General features: G+C 71.5%; 14 protein-coding genes. 2 read left to right on the top strand and 12 right to left on the bottom strand.

The features are described from left to right. Window positions 1-145 precede the first annotated feature (145 nt). Window positions 146-616 (top strand): NUDIX hydrolase, encoded by a 471-nt coding sequence (locus ACIOWN_RS18365; protein WP_362355964.1) that lies wholly within the window; start codon window positions 146-148, stop codon window positions 614-616. A gap of 29 nt (window positions 617-645) precedes the next feature. Here ACIOWN_RS18365 and ACIOWN_RS18360 read toward each other — a convergent pair whose 3' ends face one another. The 4 genes from ACIOWN_RS18360 to ACIOWN_RS18345 all read right to left on the bottom strand — a co-directional run bounded on the left by ACIOWN_RS18360 (window position 646) and on the right by ACIOWN_RS18345 (window position 3,119). Next, window positions 646-1,569, bottom strand: coding sequence for an LLM class F420-dependent oxidoreductase (locus ACIOWN_RS18360; RefSeq protein ID WP_362355966.1), 924 nt, complete (start codon window positions 1,567-1,569; stop codon window positions 646-648). A 38-nt stretch (window positions 1,570-1,607) separates the two neighbouring features. Then, a complete protein-coding gene (locus ACIOWN_RS18355; protein ID WP_401982777.1) occupies window positions 1,608-2,114 on the bottom strand; it encodes a DUF6099 family protein in 507 nt (168 codons plus the stop codon). Window positions 2,115-2,299: 185 nt separating this feature from the next. After that, window positions 2,300-2,695, bottom strand: coding sequence for a nucleotide pyrophosphohydrolase (locus tag ACIOWN_RS18350; RefSeq protein WP_401982755.1), 396 nt, complete (start codon window positions 2,693-2,695; stop codon window positions 2,300-2,302). A gap of 34 nt (window positions 2,696-2,729) precedes the next feature. Beyond that, window positions 2,730-3,119, bottom strand: coding sequence for a cell division protein SepF (locus ACIOWN_RS18345; protein WP_362355970.1), 390 nt, complete (start codon window positions 3,117-3,119; stop codon window positions 2,730-2,732). Window positions 3,120-3,435: 316 nt separating this feature from the next. Between ACIOWN_RS18345 and ACIOWN_RS18340 the strand changes: the two genes are divergently transcribed. Further along, window positions 3,436-5,142, top strand: a complete 1,707-nt coding sequence (locus ACIOWN_RS18340) for a hypothetical protein (protein ID WP_401982753.1) — start codon at window positions 3,436-3,438, stop codon at window positions 5,140-5,142. Between the two features lie 99 nt (window positions 5,143-5,241). On the opposite strand, the gene ACIOWN_RS18335 is transcribed toward ACIOWN_RS18340, so the two are convergent. From ACIOWN_RS18335 to ACIOWN_RS18300, 8 genes are all read right to left on the bottom strand, one after another. Next, window positions 5,242-6,246, bottom strand: coding sequence for a polysaccharide deacetylase family protein (locus ACIOWN_RS18335; protein ID WP_362355974.1), 1,005 nt, complete (start codon window positions 6,244-6,246; stop codon window positions 5,242-5,244). Between the two features lie 43 nt (window positions 6,247-6,289). Beyond that, the gene (locus ACIOWN_RS18330; RefSeq protein ID WP_401982751.1) at window positions 6,290-7,306 is read right to left on the bottom strand and encodes a glycoside hydrolase family 11 protein; all 1,017 of its coding nucleotides are present in this window, start codon (window positions 7,304-7,306) and stop codon (window positions 6,290-6,292) included. Between the two features lie 302 nt (window positions 7,307-7,608). Continuing rightward, a complete protein-coding gene (locus ACIOWN_RS18325; protein ID WP_401982750.1) occupies window positions 7,609-8,187 on the bottom strand; it encodes a hypothetical protein in 579 nt (192 codons plus the stop codon). Window positions 8,188-8,210: 23 nt separating this feature from the next. Beyond that, window positions 8,211-8,960 (bottom strand): SDR family NAD(P)-dependent oxidoreductase, encoded by a 750-nt coding sequence (locus tag ACIOWN_RS18320; RefSeq protein WP_362355980.1) that lies wholly within the window; start codon window positions 8,958-8,960, stop codon window positions 8,211-8,213. Window positions 8,961-9,004: 44 nt separating this feature from the next. Then, window positions 9,005-9,808: an SDR family oxidoreductase gene (locus ACIOWN_RS18315; protein WP_362355982.1), complete on the bottom strand. Its 804-nt coding sequence runs from the start codon at window positions 9,806-9,808 to the stop codon at window positions 9,005-9,007. 85 nt (window positions 9,809-9,893) lie between these two features. Beyond that, window positions 9,894-11,291, bottom strand: coding sequence for an MFS transporter (locus ACIOWN_RS18310; RefSeq protein ID WP_401982748.1), 1,398 nt, complete (start codon window positions 11,289-11,291; stop codon window positions 9,894-9,896). Then, on the bottom strand, window positions 11,288-12,181 hold the full coding sequence (locus ACIOWN_RS18305; protein WP_401982747.1) for a polysaccharide deacetylase: 894 nt from the start codon (window positions 12,179-12,181) through the stop codon (window positions 11,288-11,290). The genes ACIOWN_RS18310 and ACIOWN_RS18305 overlap by 4 nt, the downstream gene beginning before the upstream one ends. A 181-nt stretch (window positions 12,182-12,362) precedes the next feature. Next, a complete protein-coding gene (locus ACIOWN_RS18300; protein WP_401982745.1) occupies window positions 12,363-13,364 on the bottom strand; it encodes an asparaginase in 1,002 nt (333 codons plus the stop codon). Window positions 13,365-13,510 lie beyond the last annotated feature (146 nt).

Below are 13,510 nucleotides of genomic sequence, written 5' to 3'. Positions count from 1 at the left end.
CCCCCTGGCCGCGGCGTCGTTGTCAGGGGGCAGGAGAAACAGCCGGTACCGGCGCGGGCCCGGGCCGAGACCGCGGCCGCGGGGGTGCCGGCCGAGAGCGTCCGGGAGGCGATCAGTGGTGGAGTGGATGCCGCGGGAGGAATGGGTGAGGACGCAGCCGCAGGCGCTCCTCGCCGCGTGTGTGGTGGTGCTGGACGGCGACGGCCGCGTCCTGCTCCTGCGCTACGGCTCCGGTCAGCCGGGGGCGGGCAGTTGGTGGCTGCCCGGCGGGATGCTGGACCACGGCGAGGACCCCTGGACCGCGGCCCGGCGGGAGATGCGCGAGGAGACGGGCCTCGAACTCGAACCGGTGCCGCGGCTGATCGGTGTGGACCACCGTGTGGACGTGCTGGGCACAGGCCCGGTCCTGGACTGCTTCTTCTACGGCGGCACGCTGCCCGGCGGCGCGGACACGGCCGTGCGGCTCAGCGCCGAGCACGACCGGCACGGGTGGTTCGCTCCGGCCGATCTGCCCGGCGCACGGCTCGTCGCCGGTGCGCGGACCCTCACCGCGCTGCACGAGGCGGCGCTGAGCGCCTCGGCGGTGTGCCTGCGGGAGGGCAGTCCGTGGGCGTGACCCCACGGCCGCCCTGACCGCGAGGGGCTCTAGGAGAGCTGCGACTGCACCTGGCTGGAGATCAGTTCCAGGTGGTCCAGGTCGGACAGGTCGAGGATCTGGAGGTAGATCCGGCCGGCGCCGATCGCGGCGTAGCGGCCGATCCTGTCGACGACCTCGGCCGGGGAGCCGGCCAGTCCGTTGGCCTTCAGTTCGCCGACCTCACGGCCGATGGCGGCGGCACGGCGGGCGACCTCCTGGTCGTCCCGGCCGACGCAGACGACGAGGGCGTTGGAGTACGTCAGGTCGTCGGCGCCGCGGCCGGCCGCCTCCGCGGCTGCCCGGACCCGGCCGAACTGCCGCTCACTGTCCTCGACGGAGGCGAACGGGACGTTGAACTCGTCGGCGTACTGGGCGGCGAGCCGCGGCGTGCGGGTCGCTCCGAGCCCCCCGACGAGCACCGGGACCTTCGCCTGCGCGGGCTTCGGCAGTGCGGGCGACCCGGTGAGCTCGTAGTACGTCCCGCGGAAGTCGAAGGTCTTGCCGGCCTCCGTCGCCCACATCCCGGTGACGATGGCCAGTTGCTCCTCCAGGCGGCCGAACTTCTCCTTCGGGAAGGGGATGCCGTACGCCTTGTGCTCCTCCTCGAACCAGCCCGCGCCCAGGCCCAGTTCGACCCGGCCGCCGGACATCCGGTCCACCTGGGCGACCTGGACGGCGAGCACGCCGGGCAGCCGGAAGGTGGCGGCCGTCATCAGGGTGCCGAGCCGGATGCGCTTGGTCTCGCGGGCGAGACCGGCGAGGGTGATCCAGGCGTCGGTGGGTCCGGGAAGGCCGTCCACGTCGCCCATGTGGAGGAAGTGGTCGGAGCGGAAGAAGGCGTCGAACCCCAGGTCCTCCGTGGCCTTCGCCACGGTGAGCAAGGTGTCGTAGGTCGCCCCCTGCTGGGGCTCGGTGAAGATGCGGAGATCCATACCCCCATCCTGCACGCCGGCCGGCCGGCGCGGGGGCCTCACCGGGGCCCGCGGCCCTCCCGCCCCCGGTCGGGTGAAATCGCCTCCTTCTCCGGTGGCGCCGCCTCCCGCGCGGCCAGTTTCCGCACCATCTCGCGGACCCGGTCCCGGGACTCGTCCGCCGCGTCGATCGCCTCCATGCACTGCCAGTACATGGCCTCGTCGGCGGCCGAGCTGGCGACGCCGACGAGCGCGATGCCGGCCTCGCCGAGCAGCACGTCCAGGTTCAGCAACACCTGCCGGGCGTCGTCGAGTTCGGTGAGCCGGGCCGCCCGCAGGTCCGCCGGATCGAGGTCCGGCGCGCCGAGTACGCCGCAGCCGCGGCCCGCCAGTTCGGTCAACCCCAGTGCCTCGCCCCGCAGTTCGGGCGGTCCCGAGACGGCGAGGCGGCTGCCGATCGCCTGCGCCAGGGCCTGCGCCTGCCACACCTCGGTCACGATGGCGGGGGTCTCGCCGCTGCCCGCCAGGGCATGCCTGCTCGCCAGGATGAGCCGCACCGCGTCCATGCGCTGCCCCCGTCTGTCCCGACGTGCTGTTCGCACGTCCGCCCGAACACCCTTGTTCACTACCCAGAGTGAAGGCGCTTGGGGTGAAAGGCCAGAGGAAGGCGGAAATCTGCGGACAACAAAACGGTTTCGGCCGGATGAACGAATCCGGAGAGTGACAACGGAGGGTGGGCTTCCTCCTCTCGTCACTCCGCCGAGCCTTCCGATCCCCCAGATCCCCCCGATTCCCCCGATTCCCCCGCCTTGCCCGGCACCGGGAACCGCCGCTCGTTCCGGTCGATCTTCGCCGCCAGTGCCGCCAACGGATCGACCCCGAGCACCTCGCACAGTTGCAGCAGATACGCGAGGACGTCGGCGACCTCGTCGCGCACGCGGTGCGCCGCCTCCGGGTCGGCCATGACACCGGCGGACTCCTCCGGCGTCATCCACTGGAAGATCTCGACCAGTTCGGACGCCTCCACACTGAGGGCGGCGACCAGGTTCTTCGGTGTGTGGTACGGCTGCCAGTCGCGCGCCGCGGCGAACTCCACCAGCCGCCGCTGCAACCCGGGCAGATCCGGACGCTCGGATTCCTCAGTCACGGCACCAGGTGTACCACTGGCGCGGAACCGGGGCTCACCGGCCCGGAACCGCCGCGCCCGGCATGAGTCCGCTCACCTCGGTGCCGGGCGGCGTGAGCAGGAAGACATTGCGGTCGACGCGGTGCATCCCGCTGCTCAGCCCGAAGACGACACCGGTGCTGAAGTCCAGGACCCGCTTGGCGACCTCGCCCTCGGCGCCGGTGAGGTCGAGGAGTACCGGGACGCCCGCCATCAGGGTCTCGGCGACGTCCCGGGCGTCCGCGAACACATTGACCCGCAGGACGACGAAGCGACGGCGCGCCTCCGTCGCCGCCTCCGGAGGCACCCGGTGGTCCACCGCGGACGGCCAGGCGTCGCGTCCGCGCAGCGGGACGACCTGGGCGAGCCCCTCCCACTGCTCATCGGTGACGTCGCGCCTGTTCACCGGCGCCCCCTGCCCTGACTCGCTTGCCTCACCTGCACCACTCAATTCTTACGCCAAGTCACCCTTTCGGCCCAACAGCGACACGGTGCGCGACAAGAGGTCGCGAGAGTGTCCGAAAGAGGCATCTTCGCAACCCATATGGATCGCGAGCGGCACGCAGCTTGACCGTTTCCTGCGGGAAAGAGGCTTCTTACCGCGTTCACACCGGACTCTTCACCCCTCGCCACGCGCCGCTCACCGGATCCGATTACCGTCGCATGTCGTGCACTTGGCAGAACAACAGCTGGTGGCACCCGGTCGGCGGACACTGTCGGCGGTGTCCGCCCCGGAACCGCCGGCTCAGTGGCATCGCGTCCTGACACTGCTGGCCGTCGTCAGTCTCTTCATCGGCACCCGGACGGCGTGGACGCAGGCCGCGTCCCGGCTGCTCCCCGTCGCCGGCGTCATCTCCCTGTGCTACGCCTCGATCCTGGTCTGCGGGGTGCTGGCCCTGGTGGTCCGCCGGACGCGGTCCCTGGCCCGCGTTGACCTGTGCGTGCTGCTGACCGCGGTGACGCTCGTCCTGTGCACCTGGGTCCTGAACCACGCGGGCGGCGACGAAGCCGTCCTCACCTCGCAGGCGGCGAGGGAACTGGTCGCGGGGCACCCGGTGTACGGGCAGCCCTGGCCCTGGCTCTTCCACGGCCGCGTGGCGCTCACCCCCACCGTGTACGGCGGCTACGACTACACCTACGGCTACCCCCCGCTGTCGGTGCTGCTGACCGCGCCCCTGCTGTGGCTCGGGCACGGCGGCGCCCCCGCGACGGCGGTGAGCACGGGCGCACTGATCGTCGGCACGGTCCTCCTGTGGCGGATGCTGCCGCCCCGGTGGCGTCCGGCGGCCACCATGGTGTGCCTGGGCTTCGGCTTCCTGCCGACCTACGGGCGCCTCGGCTATCCGGCGATCCTCGCCCTGGCACTGCTGATCCCGGTGGTGGTGCGCTGGCCCCGGATCGGTGAGGGCGGGCGGCTCGGCGCGGCCGGCCTGGCCCGCGCCGCGTGCCTGGGGGCGGCGTGCGCGGCGCAGCAACTCCCCTGGTTCGTGACCCCGTTCCTGCTGGCCGGGATCTACGCGGTGCGCCGCGGCGAACTCGGCCACCGGCAGGCCCTGTCGGTGCTGCTCCGGGTGCTCGGCACCGCCGTCACCGTATGGCTGCTGGTCGACGCGTACTTCATCGTGCACGAGGCGGGCGACTGGCTGAGCGGCGTCGCGCTGCCGCTGACCCAGGGCGCGGTGCTGCACGGACAGGGCCTGGTGGACGTCTCCCTGTACTTCACCGACGGCAGCGACCGCCTGGACTGGTACTCGCATGCGAGTGTGTTCCTCGCCGCGGGCCTGCTGGCCCTGTTCGTGCTCTTCGTACGGCGGCTCGGCCCGGCGGCGACCGTGCTGCCCTGGTGCGCCTTCTTCCTGGCGACCCGCTCCCAGGACGGCTACTACCTGATGATGACCCCGCTGTGGCTGGCGGCCGTGGTCACGGCGCCGCCCTCGGAGTTCACTCGGGCCTGGCAGCCCCGGCCGCGCCCGCTGTCGGGGCCGCACCGGCGCCCGGCCCGGATCGCGGCGGCCGGGCTCCTCGTCGTTCCCGCGCTGCTCAGTGCCGCCTTGGCGGTGACGGGCAGGCCGCCGCTGGCCATGCGGGTCACGGGGGTGCAGCGGTCCTCGGCCCGGCACGTCTCCCTGCTGAGCCTCCAGGTCACCAACACCGGCGGCGTTCCCCTCACGCCCCACTTCATGCTCACCACGAGCCAGGGCGCGGGCAAGTTCTGGTCCCTGGCGAAGGGTCCGGCCACGATCCCCGGACACTCCACCGCCCGCCTCGAACTGCGGGCGCCCGGCGGCAGGTTCACCGTCCCCCGGCGCGGTGTCCGCATCCGTCTGCGCGCGTACACGGCCACCCCGCAGACGCTGTCGAGCCAGGACATCTCACTGACGGCACCGAAGCCGAAAGCGCCGAAGCCGACCGCGCCGAAGAAGGGTTGAGCGCGCGGGGGCCCGCTTCCGGTGACCCCCGCGCGCGCTCGCGCCAACCGCGAACCGCCGATGGCGCGGCGGCCGTGGTCCCGCCGCGCCACCGGACGACTAACTCGTACTGCAGGTGACCGTCGGCCAGGTCCAGGTGCCGTTGGTCTGGATGGTCACGCCCCAGTTGTTGCCGTTGCCGTTGGGTTTGGCGACCAGCACCTGCGAACTCGGATAACTCGCGCTGATGTTCCAGGTCGCGATGACCTTCTCCGGCGACGGGACGTTCATCGTCACCGTCCAGTTGCTCGAACCGCTCACCGACACGTTCAGGTTGTACCGGTCGCTCCACTGCTGACCCGCCGACAGCGTCGCGGTGCACCCACCGGTGCCACCGCCACCACCACCGCCGCCACCACCGCCGGAACCGCCGCCGTCGGGGGCCACGGCGCGGCCCGTCTGCGGGGAGATCATGCCGGAGCACAGGCCCTTGGAGGCCAGTGTCTGGGCGATCCGCGGGATCGCCGCGAGCGTGTTGGCGGGCCACTCGTGCATGAGGATGATCTGGCCGTTGCCCAGCCGGGAGACGGCCTGCACGATCGCGTCGGTGCTCGCTCCGTTCCAGTCCTGCGAGTCGACGTCCCAGATGATCTCGGTCAGGCCGTACTTGGCCTCGACCGACTTCAGCGTGGAGTTGGTCTCGCCGTAGGGCGGCCGGAACAGCTTCGGCGTACCGCCGCCCGCGGCGGCGATGGCCTGCTGGGTCCGGGAGAGTTCCGAGTCGATCTGCGACTGGCTCTGCTGGATCAGGTGCGGGTGGGTGTAGCTGTGGTTGCCGACCCACATGCCGGCGTCCACCTGGGCTCGCACCTGGGCCGGGTAGGAGGCCGCGAACTGGCCCTCGTTGAACATCGTGGCCCGCAGCCCGTTCTGCTTCAGCGCGTTGAGCAGGGCCGGGGTGCGGTCGTTGGACGGACCGTCGTCGAAGGTGAGCCCGACATAGCCGTTGCAGGTGGCGGCGTACGACGGAGCGGCTTCGACGGTGAGGGAGCCGGCCACGGCGAGCGCCGCGACGGCCAGTCCCGCGACCAGGGACCGGAGTGACGCAAGTGGTCTGGTACTCATGCGGCTTGGGACCTTTCTGAAGAGGTCTTCGGTGTCGGCCGGGTCAGCTCGTACTGCAGGAGGCCGTGGGCCAGGTCCACGTGCCGTTGGTCTGGATGGTCACACCCCAGTTGTTGCCGTTGCCGTTGGGTTTGGCGACCAGCACCTGCGAACTCGGATAACTCGCGCTGATGTTCCAGGTCGCGATGACCTTCTCCGGCGACGGGACGTTCATCGTCACCGTCCAGTTGCTCGAACCGCTCACCGACACGTTCAGGTTGTACCGGTCGCTCCACTGCTGACCCGCCGACAGCGTCGCGGTGCACCCACCGGTGCCACCGCCGCCACCGCCACCGCCGCCGCCGGAACCGCCGCCGCCGGAACCGCCGTCGCTCACGGTGACGTTGGAGTTGCCGCTGCTCTGGTAGCCCTCGGTCGCGAGGATCATGTAGTTGAAGCTGCCCAGCTTCATTCCCTTGCCCGCCCAGGCGTCGAAGTGGTTGCCGGTGGTGATGGTTCCACCGGTCTTCTTCGACTGACGGACGCTCCAGTACTGGTCGAAGGTCCGAGTGCCCTCGATGGAGGGAGCGTTGACCCGCGTCGTCTTGTAGATGTCGTACGTGCCGCCGTCGCTGGTGACGGTGCCCATGAACGTTCCGGTGGGCCGGTAGGTGCCCCAGTTGTCGACGACGTAGTACTCCACGAGCGGGTTGGTCGTCCACCCGTAGAGGGCCAGATAGGCGTTGCCGGACGGGTTGAAGCTGCCCGAGTAGTTGACCGCCTTGCGTCCGCCGGTGGCCCAGCCCTTGCCGGCCACGAAGTTGCCGACGTTGCTCCACTGAGTGCTGTAGCCGCCGCCGGAGCCGAGGTTCATGGAGACCGAGCCGCCGCCGTCGCTCCAGAACGAGTAGTAGTAGCCGTTGTTGGTGCCGGTCTGGTTCGAGGTGATGACCGTGTCGGCGCTGGCGGTGCCCGGCAAGGTCATCGCGGCCATGACAACCATGGCGGCGGCACAGAGGCTCCTGATGAACCATGTGAAGCGACCGCGTCTGCGGCCGGTCGTCCGGACGAGCGTGTTCATGTCCGTGCTTCCTCCTCGTGAAGGTGGTGGGGGGCGGGCAGCACGACAGGACCTCGCGGAACAGCCGGCTGCCAGGAGGTGACGCAGCGGTGTGAAGTGTTGAGCCGGGTCCGGCGGCTGTCAACAGTTTCGGTCAGAATTTCGAAACGTTCGCTCGACCTCGAAGTTCCAAGGAAGCATGTTTTTCCTGCTCAGAGCCGTGGAGGCGTGATTCGCCCAGGCGAGCCCGGCGAGGCCTCCAGGCGCTAGATCAACTGAAGGACCGACACCTTCGAAACTTTCGACGGCATCGGCCCAGCCCGCTACAGGCCGCCCGCAGGCGCACGCACCACCTGATGACAGTCCGTCAGATACCGGGCCGCACCGGCCGCGCCGACTCCGCCGACCAGGATCACGCCCCCGCGCTCCGGGCCGGCCGGGCCGGCCTCCAGGACCGTGGCCCGTACGGCGCCCGACGCGATCTCCACCAGCACGGTGCGCGCCCCGCCGGGGTCGGGGAGGGTGACCTCCAGCGAGGCGTCCGGTTCCGTCCGGGCCACGGCGGCGCACCACACCGCGACCGTGGCCGGGTCCCAGCCGCCGGGCACCTCGACGGGCACGGTGCCGGCCGGACCCCGCAGCGACAGCCGGCCCGCCGGCCGAGCGCCGCGCTCGGCGGCCGCACGCCACAGCGTGTCCAGGTCCGCCGCGTGCACGGTACGGCCGACCCGGTCTCCGAGCAGGTATCCCGCGGACAGCCAGGCCCGGACCCGCAGTCCCGATCCGGGCCCCAGGAGTCGTTCGGTCCGCGCCGCGCGGGCGGCCAGGACCGAGCGCCCGGGCGGGGCAAGGACGTCCTCCCAGCGCGGTACGGAACGGCCCGCGCCGCAGGCTCCGCACATCGTGGCTCCCTCCTGTCAGGGCTTCACGGCATGATGTCGCCGCTGTTGGGTCCGAGGGTCTGCCCCACGTAGAGGTTGCCGCCCGGATCACTGGCCAGCAGCACGGCGGTGGGGGCTACCTCCGCCGGGACCCCGAACCGGCCGAGGGGCAGCTCGGCCTGCTTGGCCTGCTTCCAGTCCTCGCTGATCCCCTCCACCAGCGGGGTGAACACCGGGCCCGGAGCGATGGCGTTGACCAGCACCCCGTGCGGGGCCACCTCACGGGCGAGGGCCTTGGTCAGCCCGATGACGCCGGCCTTGGCGGCCGAGTAGTGCACGAGGCCCTCGCCCCCCTTGATGCCCAGCTGGCTGGCGATGTTGATGACCCGGCCGCTGCCGCGGGCGACCATGTGCGGGACCGTCCACCGGCAGCACAGGAAGACGCTGCGCAGATCGATCGCGATCATCTCGTCCCAGGTCTCGACGTCCATCTCGACCAGCGGGACCTCCGTGAGGATCCCCGCCGAGTTGACCAGGATGTCGGGCACGCCCAGGGCGGCCGCACAGCTCTCCACCATGTGCCGGGTCTGCTCCGCGTCGGCCACGTCGACGACCGCGGTGGCAGTCTTCGTGCCCTGCCGCGCGTAGCGCTCGGCCAGGGCGGCGAGCCGGCCGGCGTCGCGGTCGGCCAGGAAGAGCCGCGCGCCCTCGGCCGCGTAGGCGTCGGCGATCGCCGTGCCGATGCCGCTCGCCGCGCCGGTCACCAGGGCGACCTGATCCTGGAGCACACCCATGCCGTTCACCTTTCCGCGCTGTTCCGTGTCCTGCCGCCGCGCCGTCACTCCGGCCACCGGACCGTCAGACCGCCGTCCACGACCAGTTCCCGGCCGGTGATGTACGCGGCGTCGTCGCTGGTGAGGAAGCGGATGGCGCGGGCGACCTCGTCGGCGTGGCCCACCCGGCCCGCCGGGATGCTCCGGCCGGCCCGCTCCAGCCCCGCGCGGCCCAGCGAGTTGGCCTCGTCGAGCGACTGCGGGGTCTCGATCAGGCCGGGGATGACGGTGTTGACGCGGATGCCGCGCGGGGCGAGTTCGGTCGCCAGCGAACGGCACAGCCCCAGCACCCCGCTCTTGGCGGCGGCGTAGTGGGCGTGGTCGTCCCAGCCGTAGACCCCGCCGGCGATGGAGGAGACCGCCACCATGGCACCGGGGCCGGTCATCACCGCGGCGGCGGAGCGGAAGGTGCGCAGCACCCCGGTCAGGTCGACCGAGAGCATGTCGTTCCAGGCGTCGTCGTCGAGTTCGGCCAGGGCGGCCCGGCGCAGCACTCCGGCTCCGGCGACGGCGATGTCCAGCCGCCCGTACGTCTCCACGGCGGACCGGGCCAGGGCGTCGACCTGCCCGCTGTCCCGGACGTCGACCGCGACCGCGGTGCACCGGCCGCCGACGGCCTCGACCAGCCGTATGGTCTCCTCCGCGCTGTGCGGGTCCTTGGGGTAGAAGCCGACGACGCTGTCGGCCCCGGCGCGCGCGTACGCCACGGCCAGGGCGCGGCCGATGCCGCTCGCGCCGCCGGTGATGACGGCCACCTTGCCGGCCAGCCCGTCGTCGCGGACCGGTGCGGTGTGTTCGCTGGAGGGCATGTCCTGCCTTTCGTGGGTTTTCCGGTGCGTGGCGGGTGTGGGCCGCCACGCACCGGAAGAGGGAGGGGAAGGGAGGAGGGGCTGCTCAGGCGGCGGGCGTCGCGGCCGCGGGGGCGGACTCCTCGTCCGCGTCCTGGCTGACGTTGCGGGCGCCGAGCATCAGGACGCCGGAGATGAACATCCCCAGGGCGCCCGCGAGGAACGCGGCCATGGTGGCGCTCGCACCGATCCCGATGATGGCGCTGAGCAGCGCCGAGCCGACGATCGCGCCCACCGGGCCCATCACGTGGGCGGTGTTGGAGCCGATCCCACGGACCCGGGCGGGGAACGACTCGCCCATGTAGAACACCATGGCGGAGTACGGGCCGAGGAGGAAGAAGAGCCCCAGGGCGTACATCGGGATGACGTACGCGCTGCTGTTCGGCCCGAAGAGCATCGCCGTCATCACGATGCCGCCGATGCTCCAGCCGACGATGATGGTCGTCCGCCGGCCGATCCGGTCACCGAGGTACCCGTGGAAGAGGTAGCCGAGGAAACCGGCCAGGTTGGCCAGGATCAGCACGACCAGCGCGCTGGAGAACGAGACGCCCTTGCCGTCGGTGAGGATCGTGGTGCCCAGCACCGAGAAGACCTGGATGCCCATCCAGTTGAACAGCCACGCTCCGGACAGGCACAGGGTGTGGCGGCGCAGGTCCGGGGCGAAGAGCTGGCGCAGACCGGACTCGTCGTCCCGGGTGATGTCGAGGCTGTAGAGCTCCGCCAGCCGGGCCGCGTCGGCCTCGCGCCCGTCCTTGCGCAGCTCCCGCGTCCGCTTCAGGGCGACGAAGGAGGGCGACTCACGGAGCCTGGACCCGGCGACGATGATGACCACCACCGGGAAGGTGGCGAGGAGGAAGATCCAGCGCCAGCTCATCACCGGCAGCAGCACGGCGGCGAACGCCGACGCGAGCAGCGCGCCGACCGGCCAGCCGCTCTGCACCAGGCTGAACATGAAGCCGCGGCGCCGGCTCCTGCCGTACATCTCGTTGAGGTAGACGCTGTTGACGACCTCCTCGGAGTAGCCGAGGCCGGAGATGGCCCGGACACCGATGAGGGAGGCGGCGCCGCCGACCAGGGCGGTGAAGCCGGAGGAGAGCGCCGCGCCCGCGGTGGTGACGATCAGGCTGGGCTTGCGGCCCCAGCGGTCCAGCATCGGCCCGACCAGCAGCGAGACGACGAAGGTGCCCACCGTCACCCCGGTCGCGATGGCCGTGGCCTGTCCGGTGCTCCAGCCGAACGTCTCGGATATCTTCGGCAGCAGGGTGCCGAAGAGCACGAAGTCGTAGACCGAGAAGACCCAGGCCAGGAAGCACACCACGGTGGTGGTGGTGATGGTGCGCCGGCTGAGGGCCGGGGGGCCCTTGAAGAGGACCTCGTCCGAGGGTGCGCCGCCGCGCGGCCAGTCTCTCTCGTGGACGGTCTGCTGCTCCTGCGTGGTGGTCATCTGCTGTCGCCCTTCTGACGCGGGTTGCGGGCGGCGAAGTCGTCCGCGATCTGGTCGAAGGTCACCCAGCGGACGCCTTCGTGGGAGTTGATGTGGTCGATCAGCCGCTCCAGCATCAGCAGCACCTGCGGGCGGCCGGCCACGTCGGGGTGGATGGTCATGGTGAAGGCGGCGTGGTCCATCTCCCGGTGCACCCAGTCGAACTGGTCGCGCCACATCTGCTCGATGTCACGGGGGTTGACGAAGCCGTGGCTGTTCGGGCTGGCCTTGATGAACATCATCGGAGGCAGGTCGTCGAGGTACCAGTTCGCCGGGATCTCGATGAGGTCCGTCTCCCGGCCGCGCACCAGCGGCTTCATCCAGTCCTCGGCCGACCGGCTGTAGTCGATCTTCGTCCAGGAGTCGCCGACCCGCACGTAGTACGGCTCGAAGTCCCGGTGCATCAGCGAGTGGTCGTACTTGATCCCGCGTTCGAGGAGCAGTTCGTTGGTGACGGGGCTGAACTCCCACCAGGGGGCCACGTAGCCGGTCGGGCGGCGCCCGGAGCGGGTCTCGATCAGCTCGATGCAGCGGTCCAGGACCGCGGCCTCCTGCTCGCGGCTCATGGCGATCGGGTTCTCGTGGCTGTAGCCGTGCACGCCGATCTCGTGGCCGGCGGCGACACAGGCGTCGAACTCCTCCGGGAATGTCTCGACGGAGTGGCCGGGCCAGAAGAACGTCTGGGTCAGGCCGCGGCGCCGGAACAGCTCCAGCAGGCGCGGCACGCCGACCTCGCCCGCGAACAGCCCGCGGGAGATGTCGTCGGGCGAGTCCTCGCCCCCGTAGGAGCCGAGCCATCCGCCGACGGCGTCTACGTCCACACCGAAGCCGACGAGGATTTCCTTGGTCATCGAAATCTCCTTGCTCTTGCTGGGGTTGGTTGCTGCGTGGGGGGATCGGAAGGGGTCGGGGGACGGGGACGGGGACGGGTCGGGGAGTCGGAACGGGGAGGGGTCGGGGGACGAGGAACGGGGAGGGGTCAGGGAGTCGGAACGGGTCGGGGAGCCGGGAGCTCAGGCGGCCGGGGAGCGGTCATGAGCCGGTGCCGGACGACAGGTCCCGTCCGGCGAGCCAGGCGCGGACGGCTGCGGCCGGCGACCGTCCGGGTACCGTGCTCGCGGCGGCCAGAAGCAGCCGGGCCTGCCAGGGGCTGAGATCGCCGGCGAAGATCGCGCCGACCCGTTGCAGTTCGGCTCCGCCGCCCGCGTAGAGGGGTTCGACCGGGCCCGAGTGCACCCGTGAGCAGATGAGCACCGGGTGGCCCGCCGCCACGGCCTCGGCGACCGCCTCCACCAGCTCCGGTCCGGCGTTGCCCGCGCCGACCGCCGCCACCACGACCCCCGCCGCGCCCGCGGCCAGGCTCGCCCGGACGAACAGCCCGTCCGCCCCGGGGTAGGCCGGCACCACGTCCACCCGGGGCAGCCGGGGCAGGTCGAGGTCGAGGGGCAGCCGCGGGCTGGGCGCGGGCTGCCACAGCGGGACCACCCGCCGGCCCACCACGCGCAGCGCGGGACCGCGGCCGGGTGCCGTGAAGGCGTGCGCCGACATGGTGTCGCTCTTGCGCACCCCGCGGGCGGGGAAGGCAAAGCCGTCGAAGACCAGCAGCGTGCCGTGCCCGCGGGCGGCGTCGTCGGCGGCCACGGCGAGGGCGTCGCCCAGGTTGCCCGGACCGTCGGCGGCACGGTCGTCGAACGGGCGCTGCGCACCGGTCAGCACGATCGGCCGCGGGTCGTCGAAGGCCAGGTCGAGCAGGAACGCGGTCTCCTCCATGGTGTCGGTGCCGTGCGTCATCACCACCCCGTCGGCGCCGTCGCGCAGTGTGCCGCGCACCTCGCGGGCCAGCGCCAGCAGGTCGGCGGTGTCGAAGGCGTAGCTGCCCCGGGTGACCACGTCGCGCGTGCTCACCTCCGCGCCTTCCGGCAGCGGGCCGACCGACGCGACCAGTTCTGCCGCGAGCACGGTCGCCCGGCGGCCCTCCGCCCCGGACCGGCTCGCGATGGTGCCGCCGGTTGCCACGACCTCGATACGACGCATGGACCCTCTCTCCGCAATCGATTGCGGAGAGGCTATGCAAACGATTGCGGCGGGTCAATGGGTTGCCGCACACTTGTCTGGCCGGACGGTTCGGGGATGTGCGAAGCTCAAGGGCGCGACGCGGGGGCACTGCGAGTTCCGGCAGG

The organism is Streptomyces sp. NPDC087787 (assembly GCF_044743035.1).
In the GTDB taxonomy this organism is placed as follows: domain Bacteria; phylum Actinomycetota; class Actinomycetes; order Streptomycetales; family Streptomycetaceae; genus Streptomyces.
Note: the sequence above shows the minus strand (reverse complement) of the source record. Positions and strands in the feature narration are given on the sequence as shown.

Bases quoted from the DNA above. Each gene is read 5' to 3' on its own strand.
- ACIOWN_RS18360 (WP_362355966.1), bottom strand. From the start codon at position 1,569: ATGGATCTCCGCATCTTCACCGAGCCCCAGCAGGGGGCGACCTACGAC.
- ACIOWN_RS18355 (WP_401982777.1), bottom strand. From the start codon at position 2,114: ATGGACGCGGTGCGGCTCATCCTGGCGAGCAGGCATGCCCTGGCGGGC.
- ACIOWN_RS18335 (WP_362355974.1), bottom strand. From the start codon at position 6,246: ATGAGTACCAGACCACTTGCGTCACTCCGGTCCCTGGTCGCGGGACTG.
- ACIOWN_RS18330 (WP_401982751.1), bottom strand. From the start codon at position 7,306: ATGAACACGCTCGTCCGGACGACCGGCCGCAGACGCGGTCGCTTCACA.
- ACIOWN_RS18325 (WP_401982750.1), bottom strand. From the start codon at position 8,187: ATGTGCGGAGCCTGCGGCGCGGGCCGTTCCGTACCGCGCTGGGAGGAC.
- ACIOWN_RS18320 (WP_362355980.1), bottom strand. From the start codon at position 8,960: ATGGGTGTGCTCCAGGATCAGGTCGCCCTGGTGACCGGCGCGGCGAGC.
- ACIOWN_RS18315 (WP_362355982.1), bottom strand. From the start codon at position 9,808: ATGCCCTCCAGCGAACACACCGCACCGGTCCGCGACGACGGGCTGGCC.
- ACIOWN_RS18310 (WP_401982748.1), bottom strand. From the start codon at position 11,291: ATGACCACCACGCAGGAGCAGCAGACCGTCCACGAGAGAGACTGGCCG.
- ACIOWN_RS18305 (WP_401982747.1), bottom strand. From the start codon at position 12,181: ATGACCAAGGAAATCCTCGTCGGCTTCGGTGTGGACGTAGACGCCGTC.
- ACIOWN_RS18300 (WP_401982745.1), bottom strand. From the start codon at position 13,364: ATGCGTCGTATCGAGGTCGTGGCAACCGGCGGCACCATCGCGAGCCGG.